The 24,808-nt window shown below is 61.4% G+C and carries 26 protein-coding genes; 13 read left to right on the plus strand and 13 right to left on the minus strand.

Going from position 1 to position 24,808, the window contains the following annotated elements; translation table 11 throughout:
- The first annotated feature begins 218 nt into the window (after positions 1-218).
- The 4 genes from AC1DLT_RS09115 (at position 219) to AC1DLT_RS09130 (ending at position 1,818) form a co-directional block, all read left to right on the plus strand.
- Entirely contained in the window at positions 219-488 is a 270-nt protein-coding gene (locus tag AC1DLT_RS09115; RefSeq protein WP_105403041.1) for a hypothetical protein, read from the plus strand.
- Positions 489-530: 42 nt separating this feature from the next.
- Positions 531-737, plus strand: coding sequence for a hypothetical protein (locus AC1DLT_RS09120; protein WP_105403040.1), 207 nt, complete (start codon positions 531-533; stop codon positions 735-737).
- A gap of 20 nt (positions 738-757) precedes the next feature.
- On the plus strand, positions 758-1,000 hold the full coding sequence (locus AC1DLT_RS09125) for a hypothetical protein (protein ID WP_477486541.1): 243 nt from the start codon (positions 758-760) through the stop codon (positions 998-1,000).
- Between the two features lie 134 nt (positions 1,001-1,134).
- Positions 1,135-1,818, plus strand: coding sequence for a phosphoribosyltransferase (locus tag AC1DLT_RS09130; protein ID WP_477486542.1), 684 nt, complete (start codon positions 1,135-1,137; stop codon positions 1,816-1,818).
- Between the two features lie 3 nt (positions 1,819-1,821).
- Here the strand turns inward: AC1DLT_RS09130 and AC1DLT_RS09135 are convergent, their stop codons facing one another.
- The gene (locus AC1DLT_RS09135) at positions 1,822-2,601 is read right to left on the minus strand and encodes an endonuclease/exonuclease/phosphatase family protein (protein ID WP_477486543.1); all 780 of its coding nucleotides are present in this window, start codon (positions 2,599-2,601) and stop codon (positions 1,822-1,824) included.
- Between the two features lie 65 nt (positions 2,602-2,666).
- Between AC1DLT_RS09135 and AC1DLT_RS09140 the strand changes: the two genes are divergently transcribed.
- A complete protein-coding gene (locus AC1DLT_RS09140; protein ID WP_477486544.1) occupies positions 2,667-3,608 on the plus strand; it encodes a putative bifunctional lysylphosphatidylglycerol flippase/synthetase in 942 nt (313 codons plus the stop codon).
- Here AC1DLT_RS09140 and AC1DLT_RS09145 read toward each other — a convergent pair.
- The 3 genes from AC1DLT_RS09145 to AC1DLT_RS09155 all read right to left on the minus strand — a co-directional run bounded on the left by AC1DLT_RS09145 (position 3,588) and on the right by AC1DLT_RS09155 (position 5,614).
- Entirely contained in the window at positions 3,588-5,093 is a 1,506-nt protein-coding gene (locus AC1DLT_RS09145; protein ID WP_477486545.1) for a phospholipase D-like domain-containing protein, read from the minus strand. The genes AC1DLT_RS09140 and AC1DLT_RS09145 overlap by 21 nt on opposite strands.
- A 101-nt stretch (positions 5,094-5,194) precedes the next feature.
- Positions 5,195-5,398: a hypothetical protein gene (locus AC1DLT_RS09150; RefSeq protein WP_157885172.1), complete on the minus strand. Its 204-nt coding sequence runs from the start codon at positions 5,396-5,398 to the stop codon at positions 5,195-5,197.
- Positions 5,399-5,434: 36 nt separating this feature from the next.
- Complete coding sequence (locus tag AC1DLT_RS09155) at positions 5,435-5,614, minus strand: hypothetical protein (RefSeq protein ID WP_247031131.1); 180 nt, start codon at positions 5,612-5,614, stop codon at positions 5,435-5,437.
- A 1-nt stretch (position 5,615) separates the two neighbouring features.
- On the opposite strand from AC1DLT_RS09155, the gene AC1DLT_RS09160 reads away from it, so the two are divergent.
- Both AC1DLT_RS09160 and AC1DLT_RS09165 read left to right on the plus strand, forming a co-directional pair.
- A complete protein-coding gene (locus tag AC1DLT_RS09160) occupies positions 5,616-5,813 on the plus strand; it encodes a hypothetical protein (RefSeq protein WP_247031083.1) in 198 nt (65 codons plus the stop codon).
- Positions 5,814-6,054: 241 nt separating this feature from the next.
- Positions 6,055-6,567, plus strand: coding sequence for a ferritin-like domain-containing protein (locus AC1DLT_RS09165; RefSeq protein ID WP_477486546.1), 513 nt, complete (start codon positions 6,055-6,057; stop codon positions 6,565-6,567).
- A gap of 58 nt (positions 6,568-6,625) precedes the next feature.
- Here AC1DLT_RS09165 and AC1DLT_RS09170 read toward each other — a convergent pair whose 3' ends face one another.
- Positions 6,626-6,841: a hypothetical protein gene (locus AC1DLT_RS09170; protein ID WP_038545737.1), complete on the minus strand. Its 216-nt coding sequence runs from the start codon at positions 6,839-6,841 to the stop codon at positions 6,626-6,628.
- Positions 6,842-7,029: 188 nt separating this feature from the next.
- A complete protein-coding gene (locus AC1DLT_RS09175) occupies positions 7,030-7,245 on the minus strand; it encodes a hypothetical protein (RefSeq protein ID WP_247031081.1) in 216 nt (71 codons plus the stop codon).
- Positions 7,246-7,382: 137 nt separating this feature from the next.
- Here AC1DLT_RS09175 and AC1DLT_RS09180 point away from each other — a divergent pair, with 137 nt between their 5' ends.
- A complete protein-coding gene (locus AC1DLT_RS09180; protein ID WP_477486547.1) occupies positions 7,383-8,498 on the plus strand; it encodes a glycosyltransferase family 4 protein in 1,116 nt (371 codons plus the stop codon).
- On the opposite strand, the gene AC1DLT_RS09185 is transcribed toward AC1DLT_RS09180, so the two are convergent.
- Positions 8,495-9,919 (minus strand): lipopolysaccharide biosynthesis protein, encoded by a 1,425-nt coding sequence (locus AC1DLT_RS09185; RefSeq protein WP_477486548.1) that lies wholly within the window; start codon positions 9,917-9,919, stop codon positions 8,495-8,497. The genes AC1DLT_RS09180 and AC1DLT_RS09185 overlap by 4 nt on opposite strands.
- Before the next feature lie 134 nt (positions 9,920-10,053).
- On the opposite strand from AC1DLT_RS09185, the gene AC1DLT_RS09190 reads away from it, so the two are divergent.
- Positions 10,054-11,241: a glycosyltransferase gene (locus tag AC1DLT_RS09190; RefSeq protein WP_477486549.1), complete on the plus strand. Its 1,188-nt coding sequence runs from the start codon at positions 10,054-10,056 to the stop codon at positions 11,239-11,241.
- Between the two features lie 49 nt (positions 11,242-11,290).
- On the plus strand, positions 11,291-12,064 hold the full coding sequence (locus tag AC1DLT_RS09195; protein WP_477486550.1) for a polysaccharide deacetylase family protein: 774 nt from the start codon (positions 11,291-11,293) through the stop codon (positions 12,062-12,064).
- Here AC1DLT_RS09195 and AC1DLT_RS09200 read toward each other — a convergent pair.
- Positions 12,061-12,876 carry a WecB/TagA/CpsF family glycosyltransferase gene (locus AC1DLT_RS09200; RefSeq protein WP_477486551.1) on the minus strand — a complete coding sequence of 272 codons (816 nt, stop codon included), beginning with the start codon at positions 12,874-12,876 and terminating at the stop codon, positions 12,061-12,063. The two genes, AC1DLT_RS09195 and AC1DLT_RS09200, sit on opposite strands and share 4 nt — an antisense overlap.
- Positions 12,857-14,164: an O-antigen ligase family protein gene (locus AC1DLT_RS09205; protein ID WP_477486552.1), complete on the minus strand. Its 1,308-nt coding sequence runs from the start codon at positions 14,162-14,164 to the stop codon at positions 12,857-12,859. The genes AC1DLT_RS09200 and AC1DLT_RS09205 overlap by 20 nt, the downstream gene beginning before the upstream one ends.
- Before the next feature lie 283 nt (positions 14,165-14,447).
- On the opposite strand from AC1DLT_RS09205, the gene AC1DLT_RS09210 reads away from it, so the two are divergent.
- Positions 14,448-15,545: a glycoside hydrolase family 5 protein gene (locus tag AC1DLT_RS09210; RefSeq protein WP_477486553.1), complete on the plus strand. Its 1,098-nt coding sequence runs from the start codon at positions 14,448-14,450 to the stop codon at positions 15,543-15,545.
- Between the two features lie 5 nt (positions 15,546-15,550).
- Here AC1DLT_RS09210 and AC1DLT_RS09215 read toward each other — a convergent pair whose 3' ends face one another.
- The 4 genes from AC1DLT_RS09215 to AC1DLT_RS09230 form a co-directional block, all read right to left on the minus strand.
- Entirely contained in the window at positions 15,551-16,963 is a 1,413-nt protein-coding gene (locus AC1DLT_RS09215; RefSeq protein WP_477486554.1) for a GumC family protein, read from the minus strand.
- Positions 16,964-17,301: 338 nt separating this feature from the next.
- Complete coding sequence (gene asnB, locus AC1DLT_RS09220) at positions 17,302-19,260, minus strand: asparagine synthase (glutamine-hydrolyzing) (RefSeq protein ID WP_477486555.1); 1,959 nt, start codon at positions 19,258-19,260, stop codon at positions 17,302-17,304.
- Positions 19,261-19,365: 105 nt separating this feature from the next.
- Positions 19,366-20,739 carry an FAD-containing oxidoreductase gene (locus AC1DLT_RS09225; protein ID WP_247031072.1) on the minus strand — a complete coding sequence of 458 codons (1,374 nt, stop codon included), beginning with the start codon at positions 20,737-20,739 and terminating at the stop codon, positions 19,366-19,368.
- Positions 20,736-21,212 carry a DUF4126 family protein gene (locus AC1DLT_RS09230; protein ID WP_477486556.1) on the minus strand — a complete coding sequence of 159 codons (477 nt, stop codon included), beginning with the start codon at positions 21,210-21,212 and terminating at the stop codon, positions 20,736-20,738. Before AC1DLT_RS09230 ends, AC1DLT_RS09225 begins: the two co-directional genes overlap by 4 nt.
- Before the next feature lie 281 nt (positions 21,213-21,493).
- Here AC1DLT_RS09230 and AC1DLT_RS09235 point away from each other — a divergent pair, with 281 nt between their 5' ends.
- Together AC1DLT_RS09235 and AC1DLT_RS09240 are read left to right on the plus strand one after the other, a co-directional pair.
- Positions 21,494-23,320 (plus strand): sensor histidine kinase, encoded by a 1,827-nt coding sequence (locus AC1DLT_RS09235; protein ID WP_258719067.1) that lies wholly within the window; start codon positions 21,494-21,496, stop codon positions 23,318-23,320.
- A complete protein-coding gene (locus tag AC1DLT_RS09240; RefSeq protein ID WP_247031070.1) occupies positions 23,317-24,687 on the plus strand; it encodes a sigma-54-dependent transcriptional regulator in 1,371 nt (456 codons plus the stop codon). The genes AC1DLT_RS09235 and AC1DLT_RS09240 overlap by 4 nt, the downstream gene beginning before the upstream one ends.
- Positions 24,688-24,808 lie beyond the last annotated feature (121 nt).

Genomic DNA, 24,808 nt, shown 5'->3' on the forward strand with positions numbered 1-24,808 from the left:
GCGTTGAACCGCCGCAGTGAACGAAAAGGCGCTTCCCGGTGAGGGGAAGCGCCAAGTTGGGGAGGGTACTTATGACAATGTCGGCCGCGTGGAGGTCATGCGTCCGACTCGCGGTGAACCCATGATCATGAGTTTTGTTCCCCCTTCGCTTGTTTTGGCGCGGAACCTTCGGTGGCGGTCCCGGTTCGACAAGCAGGTATGGAAAGGAGAAACGCACCATGAGCAAAGCCGTAGAAACCACCGATCACAAGGAAATCCGGCAATGGATCGAGGAACGCGGCGGCCATCCGGCCCGGGTGAAGGGCGCCAAGGAAGGCGGCATTCTGCGCGTCGATTTCGGGAAGCCGGAAGAATCCCTGGAGGAAATCGCATGGGACGACTTCTTCTCGATCTTCGATGAGAACAAGCTCGTCTTCCTTTTCCAGGAAGAAACGGAAGCCGGTAAAACCAGCCGGTTCAACAAATTCGTGTCCAGCACGAAACACTGAGGCCGCGGCCAGACCGCGGTCCCGGAGCCAAGGAGGACGGTCATGTCCACATCCAAACATTTCAAGACCCGCAAGCCCAGCGATGCCGATCTCAAGGAGGATCCCGGTATCGGCCAGTCGAAAGGGTTGAACCGCTTCACCGGCGCCGACGAGATCGCCGGCGACAATACCGAGGAAGGTGATGTCGGCAACGACACGACCCGTTTCGGCGGCGTCGATCCCAACCAACGCGGCCGCTCGAACAAATGACCTCTCAAGGAGGATAGACCATGCAAGGCAATAAGACCCATCAGCAACAACGTAACGTCATCGAAAAGCGGGAAAATACCGCCAATGCGCCCAAGGATTTCGATCCCGGCCCCGACCTGCGACGGAGCGAAGCGGCCAAGGATGCATTCCGTCGCGGCGATAACCTGGACATGCGCACCGCGGAAGTTTCGCTCCATAACGACCCATCGATCATCCGCGGCCGCAACCAGGAAAGCGAACACCACAAAGGCAAGCGCTCCTGACTCTTTTGGAGAGCACGGAACCCAAACCCCATCCTCGCGGTTGTCGGACGCCTGCCCGGTGATATGTTACGGTCGGGCTGGCAGAAGAACCAAGTGCGGTGGCAGATGTCACCGCACCATCCTGGGAGGATGACATGTTCGGTCTAAGCCCAACCTTTGTCGATCGAGAGGATGCCGGAAGGCAATTGGCGGAAGCCATGCAGGCGACGCTGCCGCCCGATCCGATCCTGATGGCGCTACCGCGTGGCGGCGTGCCCGTGGCCTTCGAAGTCGCCCAGCGGCTCGGCCTGCCGCTCGATCTCCTTATCGTCCGCAAGATCGGCGCGCCCGGTCATCCCGAATATGGCATCGGCGCTGTCGTCGATGGGCGGGAGCCGCACGTGATCGTCGACGAAGACGCCGCCCGTCGTTTCCATGTGCCGCCAGGCTATCTCGCGGCCGAGCGCGAACATCAGCTTGCCGAAATCGAACGGCGCCACCGAATGTATTTCGGCGAGGACGAGCCGAGCGAGCATGATCACACGGGACGCGACGTCATTCTTGTCGATGACGGGATTGCGAACGGAGTTTCGATCCGCGCCGGCATCCATGCGCTGAAGGACATGGGTGTCGCGTCGATCCGGATCGCAGTGCCGGTCGCGCCGCGTCAATTGCTGGAATCCTTGCAGGAAGAGGTGGACGACATCGTATGCCTGTCGGCTCCGGACCGCCTGGAAGCGGTCAGCCTGCACTACAGCGACTTCAGGGAGACGACCGACCAGGACGTGGTGCGCCTTCTGAAGGAGGCTCACCGGCTCAGCCGCACCCTGAGCCATTGAGGATCAGAGCTCGACAGTGACCAGAAGCGGCAGATGATCGGAGGCCCGGCGGGAAAGCGGGGTCGACACGACCTGCGTGGCGATGGGCGTAACTTCGCTGGAGACGAAGACGTGGTCTATCCTCAGGAGCGGCAGACGCGATGGGAAAGTGGGCTTGGGCCCTCCCCCGCTCACAAGCGGCGCGTCCGCCATCTGGCGGGCGACGGCTTTGTAGGTCGCGGTCACGGGAGTGGCGTTGAAATCGCCGATCAGGATCTTCGGCTTGCCTTGGCAATCCGGGGCTCCCATCCAGGACGGCCCGAGGATCTCGCCGATCTGGCGCATCCGGTCGCCGCCCAGCAGGCCGAGATGGGTATTGAAGACCTGCAGCTTGTGCTCGCCGACGTCTATTTCCACCCAGACGGCGCCGCGCTGCTCGCCATGCGAGGGCAGGCCGGCACCCTTGACCATTCTTGCCGGAAGGGCCGTCAGGATCGCATCGCCATAACGCTCTTCGGCGACGTTGAGTGCAGCGTGGAAATGGAATTCCATCCGTAGAAGAGACGCAATCGTATGCGCCTGGTCTATCCCGCCGGTACGGCTGCGGCCGACATCCAGTTCCTGCAATCCGATGATATCCGGTTCCAGGGCTGCGATGACCTCGGCCACCCGGGCGGGGTCGAGCCGGCGATCGGTACCGATGCAGCTATGCACATTATAGCTCAGGATTTTCAGGCGATGCCTTGTCTTCAAAGGCTGGGCCGGGGCGCGGCCGGCCTCGGCTGGCAATATCTGATCCGTCATGGCGCTGGGAACACCTCGGGCCCGGTTTCGTTCCCATTGTTATACAGCCGTTTACGAGAGGGACCATGATCGCCAGACGCCATCTGCTCAAGTTTCTGCTCGGCGTTGCGATCTGCCTGGCGGCCTTCCTCGTCTATCGCAGTCTCGGTCGCTACACGGTCGACGAGATCGAGGAATCGGTCCGGTCGATCGCCGGTTTGCGGCTGGCGACTGCCTTCTTTTTCGTCATCCTTTCCTATCTTTGCCTCGGCGGGTTCGATGCGCTTGCCGTGCGGTATGCGGGCAAGCCGCTTCTCTTGCGCCAGACCTCGCTCGCGTCCTTCACGGCTCTGTCGATCGGTCACAATGTCGGGCTTTCCGCGCTGAGCAGCGGCGCCGTGCGCTACCGGTTCTACACGCGCTGGGGCCTGACTGGAGAGGATATCGCCAAGGTCATCGTGTTCTGCGGGGTGACCGTCGGCCTCGGTCTTGGAACGCTCGCCGGACTGGCGTTGCTGCTCCAACCCGGCGACGCGGCGGACCTGCTGGGCCTCGACCGACCGGCGCGGCTGGCGACCGGTCTTCTCTGCCTGGCGGGTCCTGCCGCCTATCTGCTGATCTGCGCCCTCGTGCGCCGTCCTCTTGTCGTGCGCAGCTGGCGTTTCGAACCGCCGGCGATACAGCTCGCCCTCGGCCAGATCGTCATCGGCACGCTGAACTTCGCCTGCGTTACGGCGTCCATCCAGCAGCTTCTGGCGAGCTTTACCGATGCCGGTTACCTGGATGTGGCAAGCGCCTACGTCACCGCCAACCTGGCCGCGCTGATCAGCCATGTGCCGGGCGGGCTCGGCGTGCTGGAGGCGACCATGCTCGGGATCCTGCCGACATCCGCGTCGATCGGTGCACTGGTCGCCTTCCGCGTGCTCTATTTTTTCGTGCCGCTCACGGTCGGTGTGCCGACGCTGCTCGTCACCGAGGCCTATTATCGTCATCGGGGCGGCAGGTTCCTAGAGCAGACGGTAATGTGACAGGCGGGCGAAAAGCCGCCGGAAACCGGCCTTGATTTCCGGTATCGGCCAGAAGGGCTGTTTCGGATCGATGATCCCTGTGCCGACCAGAGATTCCGTTTCGCCTTTGTCCGTATCGACGTCGTAGCTCCGCAAGCCACGCGGCTTGACGTTCAGCCGATCGACGGCCGCCAGCATGGAGCCGGTTTCCGCGATGATCCGCGTGACTTCCGCCGGTTGAGCGTCGAGATGTTCGGCGATCAGCTCGTTGCGGAGTGCAGCAATCGCCCGCCGGCCCGCCGGTTGAGAGGTTTCGATCGCAAGGTCCGCCTCCGTGTCCAGGCCTTCCGAGCGATTGTTGAGATTGGAAGAGCCGACGCGCACGAACCGGTCGTCGACGATGATCAGTTTCGAGTGAACGATGATCTCCTGCTCCCTGCCGTCGCCGTCGGAAACCACGGCATAGAAAACCCGCAGCCGTCCATAACGATCCGCGCGCTTCAGGCGGCGGATCAGCCGGTTGCGGTTGTGGCCCATCATCAGCTTTTCCAGGAAGCCATGGGATTCGCGCGTGACGATCACGAGGATTTCGGGGCCGTCTGCTTTCCTCAACTGTCTGGCAAGCGTCCGCGCCACGCCGAAGGAGGCGAGATACTGGGTTTCGATATAGAGGTGGCTTTTTGCTGCCTTCAGCGCGTCGTGGGTCAGCCGGATCGCCTCGCGGTGGCCGCGGCGGCCCTTCCATTTCCATGCTTCAGTCAGCGCCAGACCGGTGTTGCAGTCGGTCAACGCCGGCTCCAGGTCTGCTGGCCAGGGAGGCGCGCTGTGCGTATCAAGTGGTGCAAGCGTTTCTCGGGTCGCCTTCTTCCACCGGCGGCGGGCGACATCGCCGATCAGCTTTGCCGTATCACCGGTCACGATCGCTTGCATGTCGTGGACAGGGCCATAGGCGGCTCCGTCCGGAGCCCGGCGAAGCGGGTTGACTATTGCGTGGCTGCGGTCGTCCCAGCGACGGGCGGTCAGGTCGATGCCGCCGAGGAAGGCTGTGCCGTCGTCGATCACGACGATTTTCTGGTGATGGCTGGCGCGCAGCGGATGATCGAAGTCGAAATGCAGGAAAATGCGCGGATGATCGTTCCAGCCCATCCTGCCGAACATCTTCAGGCTCTTGCCGGAGTAGACCGGGCCCATGCCCCAGACCAGGATGCGGATTTCAAGCGAAGGTTTTTCCTCGACCATCCTGTGCAGTAGCGCGCCGAGGGTCTCTCCGTCCGGACCGCGGGGACGAAGGAGAATGTCGGGATTGAAATCCCAGCCGATGATGAAGACCGAACGTTCCGCCTGTCTAAGCACCTGATCCAGTCGGCGGTAATAATCGTCGGCATCGATCAGGAAGGCGAGTTTTTTTGCCCTCGCGCTGCGCCACGCGTTGCGGCCCGGTCGGATGATTGGGTCGAACGCGAATGACGTTTTTAGGGTCGGGAGTGATTGCGTCGTTGCGTCCACCTGCGCCACCTCGTCATAGGATGACAGATGAACGCGCGGATTTTATCCTTTGTTCCAAGGTTGAGTTCATGTGCCGACCCGGATGGATGCAAGGTGAGGCGTTATTCGAGAACGGTCTGCTGAGCTGGATTGGGGGCAACGAAACCGTTGTTGCTGTCTCCCAATACCTCCATCGCGACGATGAGCCCGAGGAGGATGAGAATTGCGGCGATCAGCAGTTTCCAAAGCCCGCCCGCCAGGTGTCTCTGGCTGTTCTCGCTCTGCATTTCTCTACGGTCTGAATGCGTATGGCTATGGATGTTCATGGTCGATCTGCCGGCGCTTACGGCGCCGGTACCTCTTCAACTGAAAGCCAGGCTGCCGGGCGGCATATAAACTGGCGGATTGGGGTTTTCATCCGGATTGGGCAGCGGCGTCTCGTCCGGCAGCCGGTCCGGTTCCGGTTCGCCGATCGGGGGTTCCGGTTTCCAAACAGGGGCCGGCATAGGCGGCCGTTCGCTGGGTTCGCGAGGATCGGGTATCATGGAAAACTCCCTGTTACTCATTCCACAACCGCCCGGCATGGCGATTGTTCCTCGCGAATTGCCCTACCGGTTGGTGGAGCCGGTGCTCGTCGGATCCGTGCCGGGAGCCGGTGCTGGTGCCGGCTTCTGCGCGGTGTCGTTGGTCGCCGGAGGTGTCGGCGCCTGCGCCGTATTATCCGACGTGCCGGTGAAATAATAGCCGACAGCCATCAAGAGGAGCACTATAATAATGCCTCCGATGATCGAATTTGCCCTCGTCTCGCGTGACATGATCTTGCCTCTGTGCTGGTGAAGTTATCGCCGGACAATTCGCAGATAGGGGCAAATGTTCCAACGCGTTGAAGCGAAGAGGAACTTCGGATGCTTTCAGGGGTTGAATCCTGCCATCTTGCCATTCGTCCGCGTTCTGGTGGCAACCGATTTGCGAGGAGAAGCGAATGACCCATGCCCGAGACAACTTCCTCGCCTGGCTGCGTGCGGCGCATGCCATGGAGGAGCAGGCAATCATCACGCTCTCCGCTCAATCCAAGCGGATCGAAAGCTATCCGGACCTCAAGGCAAGGATTGTCCAGCATCTGCACGAGACGGAGAAGCACGCCCAGGCGCTGAAGGCGCTTCTGGATCAATTTTCCGGAACCGGCAGCGCATTGGCACTCAAGGACATGGCGGCCAAGCTGGCGGCCAAAGCGCAGGGCGTCGGCGGCATGTTGACCAGTGACGAGGTGGTCAAGGGAGCGATGGCAAGTTATGCCTTCGAACACATGGAGATCGCCAGCTACAAGGTTCTGATTGCAGCGGCCGACGAACTCGATGAAATGGAAGCAAAGACCGTCTTCGAACGTATTCTGGGCGAAGAGATCGCAATGGCGAACTGGCTGGAAGCCAATCTCGATGCCATCACCCGCGTATTCCTGATGCGGGACGAGCGGGACCTGATGGCCAAGAGATAGCGTGAAGCGCTGAAGCGGAATAGGGGCCAGCCGCGGCGGTTGCGGCTGGCACGAAATATCAGGTTCTTATGGGTGCATCCGGGTCCAGATAGACCTGCAGATCTCGTGGATCGCGCACACCCTGTTGATAAAGCTGAATCATCTGCGCTGCGAGATTGTTTGCGGCAAGGCTGCCGCCGACAAGTCCGCGCTCTGCACAGATTTTGTCGAACAAGCGTTGAAGGAATGCCAATTCCGTCGGTTCGAAAGTATTGGTCAGGATTGCTGCGTTCATATTTTCAGCCTCCCAAAAGGTGGCGAAAGCGTTTCCTGTCTTCCAGTCGCCAGCGCGCTATTTCTCCTATGCCGGTGATAGCTAAAGACTACTACTTCTCTTCCACTTTGCAAGGGCGGAAAGCCGAATGGCGCCCTCTGCTGAGGCTCAAGATCCTTTCTCAAGCAGTCATGAATGTAGGCGCTTATTCAGTCGCTGAGATGATTCGCCTCGTGATCGTGAAACTGCTCGGTCTGTACCATTTTGCTGTCCAGTCCGCGTTCCCTCGAATGCTGCGCCTTGTCGCGGTTTGACAGCACTTTGTTTTCAGGAAGAGTCCTCTTGTCGATGTCCGTCATGGCGCCGTTGCCGCTGCTTTTTCCCTGCGTTCCTGCGCCCATCCGTTTCGAACTGGCATTGGCCATGAGATCTGCCTCCTGTTTCTGTTTTGCTCATCAGGCAAAACCGCGCAGGAGAGTTTTTGATCCGCGAAAAATCGGATAGGAGGAATGTGAATGATCTCTCTTCACAGATTTTAAGATTTCAGCCCTAGGTTCCGGTCATGAGGCACGAATTCAGCTCCGCTTTTCCAGAAGCTGCCGATACGCTAAATCCTTCGGGGATGCGGATCCTCCAACTCGTCACCCATGACAAGATGGGTGGCGTGCGGACACTTGTGCAAATGGTCGAAACCGGATTGCATGCCCGCGGTTTCGACGTGCAGACCCTGCCTCTCGATACCGGTCATGGGACGGTCGCCACGCTTCGCAATCTTGCGCACCTCGGATGGTCCATCCTCTCCCGAAAGTACGACGCGATATTCACCTATCAGGCGGCAGCCTCCGTCTTCGGCGGATTCCTCGGCTTTCTCGGCCGTGTGCCTGTGCGCGCTGCCCATCATACCGCAGCGCCCGAGGGTATTCGCCGGCATTGGAAAGCGCTCGACTGGCTGTTCGGCTCGACGGGAATCTTTACCCATTTCGTATCCAATTCCGTATCGACCAGCGCTTCGTTCGGCAAATGGCCTGCGGTCTACCGGCGGCGGTTCATTCTGATCCCGCACGGTGTCGATCCCATTCCGCCAGCGCGTGCAGCGGTCGACTGGCGGCAGCGCCTTTCCATTCCGCCGGACGCATTCGTGCTGGTCGCGACTGGGAGGCTGGTGGATCAGAAAGATCATGGCGTATTGGTGGAGGCGCTCCGGCTGCTGCCGGGAATGTACCTGATCATCGCCGGCGATGGCCCCAACCGCATGGCGCTTGAAGACAAGGCGTGCGCCCTCGATGTGGCTGAGCGTGTCCATCTGGTGGGCTCCATTGATCGGGATGAGCTCGGTGACATCCTGGGAGCCGGCAATATCTATGTGTTTCCCTCGATCTGGGAGACTTTCGGCCTTGCAGGGGTCGAGGCTTCGATGGCTGGTTTACCCGTTGTTGCGTCCGATCTCCCGGTTCTGCGCGAGGTGCTTTGCATCGGCAACGGTCATGAAAACGCATCCATGACGCGGTTCCATCCGCCCTGCGATGCGACCGGTCTTGCCGATGCGGTCAAAGACCTCGCCGCGAATTATCCGGACGCGCAGCTTCGCGGCGATTTCGCGCGATTGCATCGCGAGCATCACAGCCGGGAGCTGATGCTGGAGCGGTATACGAATTTCCTGCGCTCCGAGGCCGGCTAGCCCCGCCGCGGATAAAAACGCTGAAGCAGCGAACGGGCATCGAACAGGTTCCAGCGCAGGGCGATATAGGCGCTGGCGATGCCGATCAGCACGAAGTTGACGGCGCTTGCAGCCGGCTCCCCCGCCACGAGCTGGACACCCTTGCCGACGGCCACCAGAGCTATGCCCAGCGCTAGCAGCAGGCTGCCCCGCGGCAGGTCGAGAGGCATGCGCAGGTTTCCGGACGCGTAGACCAGGCAGATCAACAGCGCCGCCGCCTGCCCGAGCGTGAAGGCAATGGCGGCGCCCATTGCGGCATAGGAAGGGATCAGCAGGTAGCTCAGCGTACCGGTGACCGCCAGCATTGCGACGGACGCGACCAGTTCCAGGTTCGTTGTCCCGCTGAAATAAATCACCTGGCCGAAATAGTGGGAACGCATGACGAGAAGCGCATTTGCGACGAGCAGGATCGGCATGATCTGCGTGACGACCGGCAGATAGCTCGGAGCCAGCAGGACCGCAAAGACGACGTCGCCGAGCAGGATGAAGGATACCGTGCCGAAAATGACGATATAGCACTGGGTAATGAAGGCGCGCTTGAGGGTATGGCGCGCGTCCGAACCCTTTCCCTCGGTGTGAAGGTTCTTGGCGCTTGAAATATATCCCGCGCTGATCGCCTCGGCCAGGACCAGGAAGGTCTGCTTCATGAGGTCGAGCACGGTCCCATAAGGCGCGACGGTGCTGGTATTATAGAGGCCTGCCAGGAGCAGCCGGTCGACATTCATGGCGGCTGCGGAAGCGCCGAAGGCTATGGCAAGCGGCCATCCGTAGCGCCACATCCGCCGCACGTCGCTGCTCCGCGGCCAGACGAAGCCGGACGCCCATATGGTGCGGCTGAAATGCCGGAAAACCGGCACGGAACCCAGGGCGTAACCCAGCCCTACGCCTGCCAGCAGCGCGCCGGGCGTCTCGAATTCAAGAACTGCGATGCAACCGAATATCAGGGAGAAGACGCTGCGGGCGATGGTCGCGATGGCAACGAGCCGGACAAGAAGGTGGGCGCGGCTGATTTCGACTGCGACAAAATACAAGGTGAAGCAAACCACCAGCAAGCTGCTGCTGGCCGCGACATCGGCATGCAACGTCCCAAACAGGTAGAAGAGGTATATGGCGCCGACCGCCGGCAGCATCACGACCCCTGAAACCAGCAGCAGCGCACCGGCGAGCCGATCAGCTTCCCTCGCGTCGTATCGTCCGAAATGCGCGAATACGATCCACTGGACGCCGAGGCTGTAGACCATCATGCAGATCGAAAATCCGACAATGTACTGGCCGTAAACGTCGGCGCTGGTCATGCGCGTGAAGATGGAAACCGACACGAGATTGATGATGGCCGAGGTCGCCCGCGAGGCTAAATACACCGAGGCATGTCTATCGCTCAATTTCGTCGCCCAATAATATGCATTTGGTCAGAATTAACCGCTAACCCTCTAGGGTAGGCCGGATCGTTGCCGGGAGTGATGCAGATCCTTCCTTAGCAGGAACAAACGCAATAATCATAGGGCATGTGATGATTATGAATAGCTCTCGGATTGTTGATCCGATCGCAGCCCGGATCTGTTTTCTCGTTCGTGGTTTCGATGGCGGCGGTGCTCAGCGTGACGCCATCCTGCTGGCGAACGAATTGCAGGCTCAGGGATTTCCGAGCGCAATCGTCACGCTTCAGAGTTCGGGTCCCTTGCGGGATCTGATTCGCCCTGACGTGCCCGTCATCGATCTCGGCAATGGCCGCAAATTGCGCCTTGCCTTCGCGCCGGCTGCATTGAGACGGTTGTTGGTCACGGGGCGCCCCAGGGCGCTGGTGTCTTCCGAGGCGGCGGCGAATGTTCTGGTGATCCTTGCCTCCCGAGGGCTTGCGAAGGAAACGCGGCCGTCGATCGTCTTGCGGGAGGTGGCGAGCCCCCTGCAGGCACGAACAGGTGATCCCTACTGGCAGAACCGGCTGGCCTACAGGCTGATCCGGTTGGCCTATCCGCGCGCCGATCTCGTGCTGACGCTGACGGCGGGTGCGCGAAACGATCTCATCGACCGTTTTGGAGTGCCGGCGGCGAAGGTCGCCAATCTTGGAACCAATGCCGTTCTGACACCGCAGATGCGGCAGCGGATCGAACAACTTGGCCGCTCACCGGAGCCCGGCCTCATCGTTTCGGTCGGCAGGCTCTCTCCGGAAAAAGGATACGCGACGCTGATCGAGGCCTTCGCGCAGCTCAGGCGGACGCGGGCCGCGCGGTTGACGATCATCGGAGAAGGTGATGAGCGCGGCAATCTCGAAGCTCTGATCGAAGCCAGGAACCTGTCGGCGGATGTCAGCCTGCCAGGACACAATCCGGACCCGTTGTCAGTCGTATCGCAGGCTTCGATTTTCGTATCGTCCTCCTCGCACGAGGGACTGGGGAACGCACTGATCGAGGCTCTGGCCTGCGGCGTGCCCGTCGTCGCGACGGATGCGCCTTACGGTCCGCGCGAGATACTGCAAGGCGGCAGGCTTGGGCAGTTGGTGCCGGTCGGTGACGCGACCGCACTTGCACAGGCCATGGCGATGACGCTCGAACAGCCGCCGGAAAGCGCGGTTCTCCAGGCCCGCGCCGCGGAGTTCAGCGTCGAGAAATCGGCCGAAAGGTTCATCCATCTTCTTCAGGCAGCAGGGATCGCGGGAAGTGCCATTTCTGCGGTGCCTGAGGTTGAGACAACCGTAAGTATTTGAGGTTATGTTTTCAGGCTCTGGGAGATCCGATTGCAATGGATGGGGGTAGATGAAAAAGCCGAAACTCTGGGAAATGTCCGGTTCGGAGATACTGGCAGGCGTATCCCGCAAGATCGGGCGGCACGTCTATTTTCGCCCGCACCTGTTGAAGCTGGATGCGCCTGTCGTTGCTTTCACGTTCGACGACTTTCCTGTCTCGGTCTTCGAAAATGCGGCGCCCGCTCTTGAGGATGCGGGCATGCTCGGCACGTTCTATCTCGCGAGCGGCCTGATGCAGCGCGTCGAAAACGGCCAGCTGATCGTCGATGAGGAGATGGTCGCGACGCTTTCGGACCGGGGACACGAGATCGGCGGCCACACGCATGGCCATATCAATGTTCAGAAAACGCCGCGTCGCGACCTGATGGCCGACGTTACACGAAACGACGAGGAAATCGCCCGGATCGTCGGCTCCGCAAAGCCGGTTTCATTCGCTTATCCTTTCGGGATGATTTCGGTTCCATCCAAGCTGGCGCTGATGCACCACTATCCGGGCCTGCGGGGCATCAAGGTCGGCACCAATTCCGGCCTCATCGACCTTGCCCATCTGAAAGCGCAGGAACTCTATGACTGCAGCAACAACTCAGCGTCGATCGACAGGATGCTGGACGACGTCGAGCGGCGCTGCGGCTGGCTGATCTTCTATACCCACGACGTGCGTGAAGACCCGACGAATATCGGCTGTTCGCCGGCTTTCTTCTCGCAAGTGGTCGACAAGGTGCGCCGGCGCGGCATCAAGGTCGAGACCGTGATCGATACGCTGAAGCGGATTGGGGTCGCCTAACGGGTCTTATCCGTGTCCGGGCGGTCGCTCGTCAGATCCTTGTAGACGGCCCAGCAGAACGCCCAGGACGTGACGAAATATCGTCGTGCCAGGCGGCGCGGTTCGGTCGCCACGCGCCAGAGGAATTCCAGCCCAGCTTTCCGCAGGAAGACCGGAGCACGCGATTTGACGCCGGCATAGAAGTCGAGCCCGGCGCCAAAACCGAAGCCGTAGCAATCGGGAAGATCGGCGCGGTGCCTGTCCATCCAGATCTCGGACTTCGGGGCACCGATGCCGAAGAAGATATGGGTCACCCGGTTTTCCCGGAGCTTGGACACCAATTCCCGGCCAAACACCTCGTTCCGCTCGAAGGCCGGCGGTGCCGTGACGATGACGTGTTCGGAAAAGCCGAGCGCGCGCAGTTTTTCATCCAGGATAGCAGCGGTGGTTTCGCTCGAGCATAAAAGCAGGGGCCGGTGTATGCCCGGCTTCAGGCGCTCGATGATCTCGGGAAACAGATCGGCGCCGGTGATGCGGCCGGGGACGTCGAGCCCACGCAGCCGCGCATAGAGGAAGACGGGAGCTCCGTCGACAGTTGTCAACCAGGCCTTGTCGTAGGCGGCCTTGAAGGCGGCATTCCTGTTCAGCTGCACGATGTGATCGAGGTTGGCGGTCACCAGCAGCCGCAGGCCTTCTCCGGCAGGAACCGGTTCAGTGACGATGGCATCGACGATCCTGCCGGCGTCCCAGGTGGAGAACTCGATGCCGAAGACTGAGGTTCGCCGTTGTTTTGCAGGTGCTTGCTCAGACATTTCAGGCGTACGCTGGTCCATACGCAGGCTCCGCCTTCCTGGAGGCTATGATGCGGTAGCGCGCCTGGTAGCCAAGGCCGAACATGGCAACCATCATCGTGAACCAGATCGGTCCCGACCGTGCGAGGAAGATGCTTTCGAGGCAAGCCAGAAAGATCGAGAAAAGCCAGATCCTCAAAAAAAGCCTCGTGAGCGGCGTGAAATTCTTTGCGGCGTCGATTGCCGCCAGATTTTTAAGGGGAGTAGCCAAGACCCATATCACCATCAATATCAATCCCGGTATGCCGGCGTTCATGGCGGCATCGACATAGGCATTGTGGGCATCCACCGCGCGCACGGCCCAATTCAAGGTGCGCATATCGCTGTTGACGAGGCTCTCTGCGCCCCAGAACGAGCCGAAGCCATAACCGGTGATCGGATGCTGTGCAATAGCATCGAGCGCCAGCCGCCAGATATCGGCGCGTGCCGTATAGGTGGTGTCGATACCCGTTGCCGCGACGATCTCCCGCAGCGGCGCGATGGTGGACACGCCGACGGTGGCCAGGTTGAGCAGGCCGACCCCGCCGAAGACCACGGGAACGCGGATCCATCGCCAGCGCTCGAAGAAAATGCTGAGGAGGAAGATGCCCGGCAGCATTGCGGTCGAAGTCTTGGCGCCGGTCTTCAGCAGGAACAGGCAGCTTGCCGCGATCAGGAGCAGTCCGACGATGCGCGACCAGGCCGACATCAGGTAGATGCCGACGAAGCAGGAGAGCGCCATGACGACGCCCGTCTCGTTCTTCTGGACGTAAATTCCCTTCCAGCGCCCCGCGTGCTGGGGCTCGAGAAAATCGGTCAGCTGATGGATGGCGAGGCTCGGGAGAAACAGTACTCCGAAATAACAAAGGCCGACGATCAGCATCACGCCGCCGCCGGCCAGCCTTGCAAACTGGTTTTCGCCCTTCGGCAGCATCAGAAATGCGCTGGCGCTGATGCAGACGGTCAGCGCGATCAGAACCCGCCTCACGGCCCCGAGAGGATCCACGGAAAGTGCCGCCGTCAGAAACAGCCACCCGAATACCAGCGCAAGCAGCAGGCGGGGCTGGAAGATGACGCTCCGCACCCTCGGGGTCATCGCATAGACAACCACGATCAGGAACAGCATATAGGCGAGCAGCTGGCTCCAGAGAGCAGGCTTCGCCAGGGCAGGGTTGAGGCTGGTATCGACGAAAGGCGTCAGGGTGATCCAGTAGAAGCACCCGACACAGCAAAACAGTAGCGTTGCGCCAAAATTTCCAGAAGACGCAACTTCGTCCGTGTCTCTCGCCATCCACCCGCCGCCGCGTTCTCTTCGCGCGCGAATCGTAACAGAAACCGCCGAATCTCGCCAGCATCCATATCCCGGCAATGGCTGCTGCGAGGTTCGTCGAGAGCGATTGGGCGCCTGGTTTGGAAGGGCCGCGACGCGAAAGTGCGGCCGTGTGATATTCCGGGCGTTCATCATAACCGGATAAACTTCCGCCCGGTTGCTTGACCTTACCTGCGTCGAACCGGACTTTGCCCGTCATGAAGCAATCCGACGGCGCTCTTTTACAGACGACTGGAGATCTTGAATGCTGAGGATGGTCGCGCGGCTTGCCGGATCTCTGATGCTGATGGCGCTCGGGATTGCCGGTGCGCAGGCGCAGAATTTCGTGCTGAAACCATTTTCGGACGCCCGCGCGCCCGAAATCGCCGGACTGACCGCGGCCGATCAAGCCAAGGCGCTGGGGCGAGGGGTCAATTTTGGGGGAACGCTGGAGGCGCCGAGTGAGGGCGCCTGGGGAGGGCGGCTTTCGACCGAGTTGTTCGCCGCAGTCAAAGAAGGCGGGTTCCAGACCATCCGGCTGCCGGTCCGTTTCAGCAGCCATGCGGCCCTCTCGGAGCCCTACAAGCTCGACGAGCCTTTCATGAAGCGCATTGACTTTGCGATCAATAACGCACTGTCCCGGGGCCTCAACATCATCATCGACTTCCACCATTATCACGAGATGGATGGCGATCCGCTGGAGGCGGAAGAGGTCGCGATCGGTGTGGAGAAGAGCCGCGAGCGTTTCCTGGCGATCTGGGAGCAGCTTGCACGGCGATACCAGAGCCTGCCCAACGACAAGGTGCTGTTTGAGATCTACAACGAACCGCACGGCAAAACGGAGGAGGTCTGGAACGAGCTGCTCGCCCAGGCGCTTGCGGCGATCCGCAGGACAAATCCCCACCGCTTCCTGATTGTCGATCCGGCGGAATGGAGCACTGCCTGGGGGCTAAATAAGCTCGCAATCCCAGCCGACGACCGCCGCCTGATCGTCACCATACACAACTACGCCCCGTTCAAGTTCACGATGCAGGGCGCAAGCTGGATCGAGGGATCCAGACCCTGGCTCGGAACGGCCTGCTGCGAAAAGGCGCAGATCGAGGAGATCAGGACGCCTCTCGACATGGCGGTCGAATGGGGGAAAAAGAACGATCGGCCGATTTTCGTCGGTGAATTCGGCTCCAACTCGCTCGCCTATTATCCCGACCGGGTGACCTATACCCGCATCATCCGGGAAGAGGTCGAGAAACGCGGCATGAGCTGGGCCTACTGGGATTTCGCGTCGCACGAATTCGGCCCCTGGGACCCCACCACCAAGTCGTGGCTGCCGGAACTGCACGAGGCGCTGGTTCCGAAGAAGTAGAAGCTTCAGGCGAATTCGCGGCCGGCTTCGCGCATATGGCCGAACAGACCGAATGTGAGTGCCATCAGCACGCCGAAAACGGCGCCGGCGAAAGCGCCGCCGATCATCAGCAGCAGCGAGCTTGGAGGCCAGCTCTTCGATTGCGGCGGCACCGGCGGCGAAATCACCCGGACATTGCTGGTATCGATCTGCTGACGTTCGCTGATCTGGTGCGTTCGCGACAGATAGGTTTCGTAGACGGCTGCCTTGGAGCGTGCATCCCGCTCAAGCTCGCGCAGGCGCACCTGGGCGTCGTTTTCGGTAAACACGGTCGAGCGCGAAGCGTCGGACTTGCGGCGCAGTTCCTGAAGAGCGTTGTTTGCCTGATCCACGTCGGTCTTGGCGGACTGGAGAAGACGGGCAGCTTCCTCTGAGATCGCGCGATCGACGGAGGCAAGTTCAGACTGCAGAGCGACCAGGCGCGGGTGGCGGGCGCCATAGACGAGCGTCATCGAGCTGATCTGCTGCTGCAAGGCGCTATAGCTGGCGCGCAGGGTGACCATGGTGGCAGAGTCGAAGACAGCCGAGTTCGCAACCCGCCTGTCGGCATAGGCCGCCTGCAGCTGCTTATAGCGAGTATCGGCCTGAATCAGCCGTTGCTGGGCGTCGAGAACCTGGGTGTCGAGCGCGCCGGAAATACGGGTGCTGGTGAGTTCGCCGGCCGTCGATTGCAGGTCGTTCTGGCGCTTGAACTGCTCGACCTTCTCCTCGGCTTGCGTGACGGAGCGGCGCAGTTCGTCGAGCCGGCTGTTGAGGCCGATTGCAAGCTGGCCGGCGCTGGCCGAGGAGGATTTGAACAGTTCGCCTTCGAAGGCCGAGACGATCGCGTTCGACAGCTTGATCGACTTGTCGACGTCTCCCGTCCATACGGAAAGGACGACGACGAACGAGCCGTCGTCGCGGGTCGCGGTAACCTGCTTTTCGAGCTGCCGCAGGACGCTCAACTGCCTGTCCTCGGGCGCAGACGGCGACGAAATGAGGTTGCGCAGGCCGTCGAGCCGTCCAGGGCGGTTGAATTCCGGGTCTTCGGTGAGGTTGAGATCGTTGATGACCTTGGTCAGCACGTTGCGAGACGTCAGTACTCGCAATTTGCTCTCGACCTCCAGAAGCTGGGAATCCCGCTGCGGGTTGGCGGAGAAGACATCGTCGGAAACGACGTTGAGGTTGGAAGGATCGATGATGATCTCGGTGCTGACCGTATAGCGCGGCGAGGCAATGGCGGCGTAAAGCAGCGCGAGCACGGCGCCGAGGATCGCGGCGGCAATGATCCGCAGAAAGCCCTTGCGCAGCCAGCGGATGATATCGGTGAAATGGATATCCGTCAGGCTGTGAAGCTGTGCCTCGATCCGTTTTTCAAACGGAATGTCCTCGTATCGCATCCGGTCGTCATCTTCCCGTTCATAGGCGGGCGGATGGCGATGATAATCCGAACGGGGTCGATAGTCAGGTGCTGAAGAAGGACGAGGCGGATGGCGCGCGGGGGGCTGTTCTTCGGGTTCTTCCTCTTCGAGGAGAGGGTGGTTCAGGAGTGAGCTCTGATAGTCGCTGCGATAACGCAACGCCCGGGCCGATGCCGACCGCCGAGTATGTGGCTCCTTCGGCTCGTACATGGACTACCTCCGCCCTCCCGCCACAGCGAAAGAACCTACAATTGGACACACTCTGGCGATCATGCCGAATTGACGTGAATTTTAAGTTAATTGAAGATTTTCAAGAGCTAATAAGCAGCCTTGCGAACGGGATGCGCCTCGTCCGCGGCGGATCGGGTAAAACCCTTCAGCCAGAGTTGGGTGGACAATATGCCAACGAAAGCGGCGTTGTCGCGAAACCCTGAGACTGGGGCCAAGCGGCATTTCTGATGGAGTTTTGCGACGGCCTTCGGATTAAAGAGACCGGAGGCAGCGATTGCCTGTTCGCCGAGCATCTCGCCGACATAGGCCTGCGCGTTATTACCGGTGAAGGAACGGCTGTCCGGTGCGCGATAGGGCTGTTTCGGGCGCTTGCTGATGACATCCGGCAGCAGGTCCTTCGCGACACGGCGCAGGATGTGCTTTTCGTCGAGGCCCTTGAGCTTCATGCCCGGCGCCAGGCGGCTGGCGAACTCCACGAGCCGGTGGTCGAGGAAGGGGAAACGGCCTTCGATCCCATGCGCCATCGCCATGCGGTCGCCCTGGCTCGACAGGATGTAACCGGGCAGCAGGAAGCGGCTTTCGAGATATTGCGCCTGGTGCAGCGGGTGCCAGCGGCCGAAGTTTTCCGGCAGGCGGGAGGCGAGTTCTTCGGCGGCATCGTAGGTGCTCAAGGTGGTGCGGAGATCGTCGGAATAGAAGATCTTGGCGGCCGCCGTCGAGCGGAAGCGCGGGCGGTGGGAGAACAATGGATCGTCCGTCGCCTCGTTGCCGGCGCCGAAGAAGGCGGCGAGATATTCGGCCGACTGCTGCTTTAGCCCCGGCAGATAGGGATAGAGCTTGCGGAAGAGATGCGGCCGCATCTTCGATCCTGGCTGGCGGGCGCAGAAGCGGCGGATGCGAGCCTCGCGAAAGATATCGTAGCCGGCGAATACCTCGTCGGCACCTTCGCCGGTCAGGACGACTTTCATGCCGGCATCGCGAACAAGACCCGAGAGGCGGTAGAGCGGGGCAGGGGCGGTGCGCAGGACCGGCCGTTCGGTGAAACGGATCACATCCGGAAAACTTGCGGCGATATCGGCCGAGCCGCTGGCGACGGCGTGATGACGGGTGCCGAGCGCTTCTGCGACTTGCCGCTGGAAAGCGCTTTCGTCGTGCTCGGCGTCGTCGAAAGTGACTGAGAAGGTGTTGAGGCCATTCGGAGCCATCGGTGCGGCGAGCGCCGCGATCAGCGAGGAGTCGAGCCCGCCGGAGAGGTAGGCGCCAACCGGCACGTCGGCGCGCATGCGCAGCCGCGTCGCATCGGTCAATAGCGCCCGCAACTCCTCTTCCCGTAGGGCTTGCTCGGCTTCGACATGATCGCCCGCGTCCGGAAAATCGAGCGTCCAATAAGGCCGGGTCACGGTCCGACCGTTCCTGGCGATCATCAGATGGCCGGGTTCGAGCTCGAAAATACCCTTGAAGGCAGTGCGCGGCGGGATCGGCGTCCAAAGGGTAAAAATCTGGTCGAGGGCGATTGGATCGAGTTCGGCCTCAATATCCGGCACCTGAAGCAATGCCTTGATCTCCGAGGCAAAATAGAGCGAACCCCTGTGCTCGGTATAAAAGAGTGGCCTGACCCCCATCCGGTCGCGGGCGAGCATCAGCCGGCGCTCGCGGTGATCCCAGATGGCGAAGGCATAATCGCCGTTGAGGCGCGAGAGGCAGGCTTCGCCATAGGTCGCGTAAAGCTGCAGCAGGACTTCCGTATCGCTGCCGGTGCGGAAGGCGAGGCCGCGCGCCTTCAGCTCCTCGCGCAGTTCGACATAATTGAAGATCTCGCCGTTGAAGACGATGGTAAAGCGGGCCTCGGCGTCGGTCATCGGCTGCTGGCCGTCGGAAAGCCCGACGATCGACAGCCGGACATGCGCAAGGCCGATGCCGGGCGAGGCGAACACACCTTGTCCGTCCGGCCCGCGATGAGCGATCGCCTGCGCCATGGATGACAGTAGTGCCTCCGGATTTCCGGAGCCGTATGCCTCACCGACGAACCCCGCAAAACCGCACATTTGTTTCCATCATGAACAGGGACACTGATGCGCCCGGTCATAAACGGAAATGCTTGCCGGCCGCTTCAGGCGATCGATAAAATTGTAACCGTGTCCAAAAGAGGATCAGATTGGCTTCATGCCAAGCACCACGGTCGGCCAGAATTCTGAGACCGTCGGATGGATCGGCACCGCCCAGCGCAGCGTATCGTAGGTGGCGCGGGCATTCATCATGTCGAGCACGCCGTGGATCGATTCGTCGCCGCCGGTTCCGAGGATCGCGGCACCGAGGATCTCGTGCGTGTCCGCATCGGCCACGAATTTCATCAGGCCCTGCGTTTCGCCCTTTTCGACCGCGCGGCCGACCCTTGCCATGGACTGACGACCGACCAGGACCTTCCGCCCGGACTTGCGCGCCTCTGCCTCGCTCATGCCGACACGGCCGAGTGGCGGGTCGATATAAAGCGCGTAACCGACCAGCCGGTCGGAGACCTTGCGGTTCTCGCCGTCGAAGAGGTTGGCGGCGATGATCTCGAAATCATTATAGGCGGTGTGGGTGAAGGCGCCGCGGCCGTTGCAGTCGCCCATCGCCCAGATGCCTTCGACATTGGTCGAGAGGTCGTCGCCGACCTTGATGTAGCCCTTCGCATCCAGCTCGACGCCGGCCTTGTCGAGGCCGAGATCATCGGTGTTCGGGCGTCGTCCGACGGCGAGCAGCACATCAGAGCCGATCACTTCCGGTGCGCCGTCGGTGCAGTCGACGCCGACGGCGACGCCGTCCTCATGCTTTCGGAACCGGATGCACTCGGCGCCGGTGCGGATATGAATGCCTTCGGCTTCGAGGATCTCGCGGATCGCCTGTGAAATATCTTCGTCCTCGCGGCCGACAAGGTGCGGGCCTTTTTCAACGACGGTGACCTCGGCGCCGAAGCGGCGGTAGATCTGCGCGAATTCCAGCCCGATATAGCTGCCACCGACGATGACCAGATGTTTTGGCACCCGATTGAGCATGACGATATCGCTATTGGTCATGTAGGGCACGTCATCGACGCCCAGGAAATCCGGGATTGCGGCACGGCCGCCGACATTCAGGAAAATCTGCGGCGCGGTCAGAAGTTCGTCGCCGACGCGGATCGTGTTCTTATCCTCGAACCGGGCGTGGCCGCGGATCAGCGTGCAGTTCGGCATGCCCTCGAGCCAGCTTTCGTTACCGTGGCGCGAATCGAGCGTCACCTTGTGCGAACGCCGCATGACGGCCGGCATGTCGATCTTCACCGGGCTGTCGAGCACCACGCCGTAGTCACCGCCGCGGCGGGCGAGATGGGCGGCATAAGCGCTGGCGACGAGCGTCTTGGTCGGTTTGCAGCCGGTATTGACGCAGGTGCCGCCGACATGTTTGCGCTCGATGATCGCAACCGTCTTGTCGGCATCGTTGAAGCGTCCTGCGAGTGAGGGACCGGCCTGGCCGGCTCCTATGATGATAGCGTCGAAGCTTTTCATACTGCGGCCGCGACAGGTAGGGACGCGACGATGATGTAGGCCGCGATGATCGCGACAGCGTCCTCGATGAAGGCGGCCGGCGGATCCTTGCCGAAGCTGGCGGCCAGCTTGGCGCGGACGGCGGCGCCACCATAGGTACCGATTGCGGCGCCGATGATGCCCGCGATGAGACCGACGATCCAGCCGCCATAGGGCGTGCCGATCGCCGCACCTGTGAGCGCGCCCATGATCAGCCGGGCGCCGAATTGCTGCGGCACCTTGCGGCTTGGCGTCGAGGGAAGCTGGTCGGTGACCAGTTCGACGACGGCAAGAATGGTGAAGATGCCAACGGCCCAGATGGTGCCCATGAAGGCGAGCCAGGAGCCGGAGAGGTTGAGCCAGCCGAGATAGGCGGCCCAGGCGATTGCGGCAGGTGCGGTCATGGCGCGCAGGCCGGCGACGACACCGATCAAAAGTGCGAGTAGATAGACCATTGAAACCCCCTTGTGGCTTTCCCCATTTGCGCCTGTGATCGAAGCACGATCAGTCGTGAAGTCAAGCAGCAGGTGGAAATTATTACGACGATACGAGGAATGCTTGCACGATCCGATCACGCACGCCGGCGCCTTCAAACACCTGTAGCGACCATGATCCGACATGCCGGCTACATGCCAGCCCCATGCCGGAAGGATTTTATGGAAATCAGCAGTGCAGCGGTTAGAATGCCGTTTTCCCGTCAGCCCGGGCGGGAAATGAGCGGAGGAAACCGGACCTGTTGAGATATCGCATTCTTCTGCCGTTGGCCCTGCTTGCGGCGATCGGCGTTGCGCTGGTCTTCAAGGGCAGCGATATCCTCGCGCGGGGTTATATCGACGAGGCCGAGATCCAGGCGGGCACAACGCTGCGCCTGGCGGTGTCGGCGCTCGACGGCCATCTGAAGCGTTACGAGGCATTGCCGGCTCTGATCGCCGACCAGCAGAATATCGAGGCGCTGATCCTCGATCCGAAGAACGAGACGCTGCGGGCGACAACGAACACTTATCTCAAGGAGATCAATGGGGTTCTGAAATCCTCCGACATTTACGTGATGACCATGGACGGCGAGACGATCGCGGCCAGCAATTATGACAGCCCGGTCAGCTTCGTCGGCGAGAATTTCACCTATCGACCCTATTTCCAGGATGCGGCGGAGGGCCGCCAGTCGCGCTTTTATGCGCTCGGCACGACGTCTTTGAAGCGCGGCTACTATTTCGGGTCGCCGATCGAGATCGGCGGCGCCATCCGCGGGGTGATCGTCTTCAAGGTGGATATCGACAACCTCGAAGCCTCCTGGGGCGGCGGCGACGATCGGATTTTCGTTTCGGATCCCGAGGGCATCATCTTCATGACCGGCAGTCCCGAATGGCTTTATGCCAGCATCCTGCCGCTGACGCCCGACCGGATCGCCCGCACGGAGGCGTCGCGGCGATACGCGGACGCCAAGCTCCGCGAATTGCCGGTCGAGCGCGGCAGCTTCGCAGGACGCGATGTCATGACCATCCGGGATGGCGGGGTCGAGAAGGAATATCTCGTCGTATCGCAACCGATGCCGGATGCCGGCTGGACCGTCAACGTGCTGATGGATACCAGCTCGGTCCATACCCAGGCAAAGACCGCGACGGTTGCAGCACTTCTGACGCTCTGCCTTGCAGGTCTGGGACTCGCCATTGTCCTCCAGCGCCGAGCGCGGCTCAACGAACGCCTGACGCTGCAAGCCGAGGCGCGCAACGAGCTGGAGCACCGCGTCGCCGAGCGCACCGCCGATCTCGCCCGCGTCAACAGCCGCATCGAGGAGGAGATCGCCGAACGGCGGCTCACCGAACAGCGGCTGAGACAGACCCAGGCGGACCTCATCCAGGCCGGCAAGCTCGCCGGCCTCGGCCAGATGTCGGCGGCCCTGTCGCACGAACTCAACCAGCCGCTCGCCGCTGCCAAGACCTATGCGGAGACGACCGGCGTGCTGATCGATCTCGGACGGACCGACGAGGCGCGGGACAATGTCCGGCGCATTTCAGCGCTCATCGACCGGATGGCCTCGATCAGCCGACACCTGCGCAACTTCGCCCGCAAGCCGAACGAAAAGCTCGGGCCTGTCGCGCTCGACGATGTGATGCGCGACACGCTGGAGATCGTCGCGGCACGCCTGAAGGCGGCGGATGCAGAACTGGACATTGAGATCGATCTCGATATTCCCGCGGTGAAGGCAGGCGCGGTGCGTCTCCAGCAGGTTTTGGTCAACATCATCACCAATGCCGCCGATGCCGTTGAAGGCCTTGACGACCGGCGCATCTCCGTCTCCGCCAGCCAGGCAGATGGCAAGGTTCTGGTCTCGGTGCGCGATCGCGGGCCCGGCGTTGCCGCGGCAATTCACGAACGCATCTTCGATCCGTTCTTCACGACCAAAGGTGTCGGCAGGGGTCTGGGGCTGGGGCTGTCGATCTCCTACAACATCATCAAGGATTTCGGCGGCAGCTTGAGCGTTGCCGATCATCCGGACGGCGGCGCGGTCTTCCTGATCGAACTCGAAGTTTCCGACGGCAATCTTCTGGAGGCAGCCGAGTGAGCGAGCAAAGAGTTCTGCTGGTCGACGACGAGGAGGAACTGCGCCGTTCGACGGCGCAGGCGCTGGAACTTTTCGGCCTGTCGGTCCAGACCTTTTCCAATGCCGATCATGTGCTGGAACTGACCGGTTTCGGCTTCGATGGCGTCGTCGTCAGCGATATCCGCATGCCGGGCACCGACGGCATGACGCTGCTTCAGAAGATCCGCGAGCTCGATGCGGAGATCCCGGTCATCCTGGTCACCGGTCATGGCGACGTGCAGCTTGCGGTCAAGGCCATGCGGGAAGGCGCCTACGATTTTCTCGAAAAGCCGTTCACGCCGCAACATCTCGCCGGCATCATCCGGCGTGCGCTCGACCGGCGCAGCCTGGTGCTGGAAAACCGCCGCTTAAGGGCCGTCGCCGGCAAGCGCGACGATGTCGAAGCCCGGCTTCCGGGTCGCACCCAGGTCATGGTCGATCTGCGCTACCGGATCCGTGCCATCGGCGCCACGGATGCCGATACGCTGATCATCGGAGAAACCGGCGCCGGCAAGGAAGTGGTGGCACGGGCGCTGCACGACATCAGTTCTCGCGCCAACAAGCCCTTCATCGCCATCAATTGTGCGGCTCTTCCCGACAACTTGATCGAGAGCGAGCTTTTCGGCCATGAGGCCGGCGCCTTTCCAGGCGCGCTCAGGCCCCGCTACGGCAAGTTCGAACACGGCCGCGGCGGCACGATCCTGCTTGACGAGATCGGCTCGATGCCAGTCGACCTGCAGGCGAAATTCCTGCGCGTGCTGCAGGAGCGGGTTATCACCCGGCTCGGCTCCAATGAGACCGTGCCGCTCGACGTGCGTTTTATCGCTACCAGCAAGGTGGATCTGGAAGCGGAAGTGGCGGCGGGCCGGTTCCGCGCCGACCTCCTTTACAGGCTCAACGTGGCGACCATCCATGTGCCGTCATTGGCACAGCGACGGGCGGATATTCCGCTGCTCTTTCTCCAACTCGTGCGGGAGGCCGCGGCGCGGTATGGCCGCGAGGACCTGGATGTACCGGCCGAGGTGACCTCCGCCATCGCCCAGCGCGACTGGCCGGGCAATGTCCGGGAACTGCGCAATGCTGCCGATCGGCTGGTGCTGGGGCTCGATCCGAAGCCGGGCGAAACCGGCGGCGCAAAGGATGGGGCAGGGCGGCTCGCAGACAAGGTTGCAGCTTTCGAGCGTAACCTGATTGCCGGCGAGATCGCCGCTCATGGGGGCGCGCTCAGGCCGGTTTACGAATCCCTCGGTATCTCGCGCAAGACGCTCTACGAGAAGATGCAGAAATACGGGCTGGACAAGAAGTTGCTCGGTCCGGAACACATGCTGCAGGATGACAGGGAGCGCTGATTGCGAGCTGCATGTGTGGAAATCCACCCATGCTTTTTGCGAATTGTTTCCGAATCCACCCATGCTGCGTCGCGGTATTCGCTGAAATGGCGCTTTGTGGCTTCCACAACGATTGCGCGTG

This window comes from Neorhizobium sp. 05N33 (assembly GCF_056397445.1).

Coding starts and splice junctions, on each gene's coding strand:
- AC1DLT_RS09115 (WP_105403041.1), top strand. CDS start 219: ATGAGCAAAGCCGTAGAAACCACCGATCACAAGGAAATCCGGCAATGG.
- AC1DLT_RS09120 (WP_105403040.1), top strand. CDS start 531: ATGTCCACATCCAAACATTTCAAGACCCGCAAGCCCAGCGATGCCGAT.
- AC1DLT_RS09125 (WP_477486541.1), top strand. CDS start 758: ATGCAAGGCAATAAGACCCATCAGCAACAACGTAACGTCATCGAAAAG.
- AC1DLT_RS09130 (WP_477486542.1), top strand. CDS start 1,135: ATGTTCGGTCTAAGCCCAACCTTTGTCGATCGAGAGGATGCCGGAAGG.
- AC1DLT_RS09135 (WP_477486543.1), bottom strand. CDS start 2,601: ATGACGGATCAGATATTGCCAGCCGAGGCCGGCCGCGCCCCGGCCCAG.
- AC1DLT_RS09140 (WP_477486544.1), top strand. CDS start 2,667: ATGATCGCCAGACGCCATCTGCTCAAGTTTCTGCTCGGCGTTGCGATC.
- AC1DLT_RS09150 (WP_157885172.1), bottom strand. CDS start 5,398: ATGAACATCCATAGCCATACGCATTCAGACCGTAGAGAAATGCAGAGC.
- AC1DLT_RS09160 (WP_247031083.1), top strand. CDS start 5,616: ATGGAAAACTCCCTGTTACTCATTCCACAACCGCCCGGCATGGCGATT.
- AC1DLT_RS09165 (WP_477486546.1), top strand. CDS start 6,055: ATGACCCATGCCCGAGACAACTTCCTCGCCTGGCTGCGTGCGGCGCAT.
- AC1DLT_RS09170 (WP_038545737.1), bottom strand. CDS start 6,841: ATGAACGCAGCAATCCTGACCAATACTTTCGAACCGACGGAATTGGCA.
- AC1DLT_RS09175 (WP_247031081.1), bottom strand. CDS start 7,245: ATGGCCAATGCCAGTTCGAAACGGATGGGCGCAGGAACGCAGGGAAAA.
- AC1DLT_RS09180 (WP_477486547.1), top strand. CDS start 7,383: ATGAGGCACGAATTCAGCTCCGCTTTTCCAGAAGCTGCCGATACGCTA.
- AC1DLT_RS09190 (WP_477486549.1), top strand. CDS start 10,054: ATGAATAGCTCTCGGATTGTTGATCCGATCGCAGCCCGGATCTGTTTT.
- AC1DLT_RS09195 (WP_477486550.1), top strand. CDS start 11,291: ATGAAAAAGCCGAAACTCTGGGAAATGTCCGGTTCGGAGATACTGGCA.
- AC1DLT_RS09200 (WP_477486551.1), bottom strand. CDS start 12,876: ATGGACCAGCGTACGCCTGAAATGTCTGAGCAAGCACCTGCAAAACAA.
- AC1DLT_RS09205 (WP_477486552.1), bottom strand. CDS start 14,164: ATGGCGAGAGACACGGACGAAGTTGCGTCTTCTGGAAATTTTGGCGCA.
- AC1DLT_RS09210 (WP_477486553.1), top strand. CDS start 14,448: ATGCTGAGGATGGTCGCGCGGCTTGCCGGATCTCTGATGCTGATGGCG.
- AC1DLT_RS09215 (WP_477486554.1), bottom strand. CDS start 16,963: ATGCGATACGAGGACATTCCGTTTGAAAAACGGATCGAGGCACAGCTT.
- asnB (WP_477486555.1), bottom strand. CDS start 19,260: ATGTGCGGTTTTGCGGGGTTCGTCGGTGAGGCATACGGCTCCGGAAAT.
- AC1DLT_RS09225 (WP_247031072.1), bottom strand. CDS start 20,739: ATGAAAAGCTTCGACGCTATCATCATAGGAGCCGGCCAGGCCGGTCCC.
- AC1DLT_RS09230 (WP_477486556.1), bottom strand. CDS start 21,212: ATGGTCTATCTACTCGCACTTTTGATCGGTGTCGTCGCCGGCCTGCGC.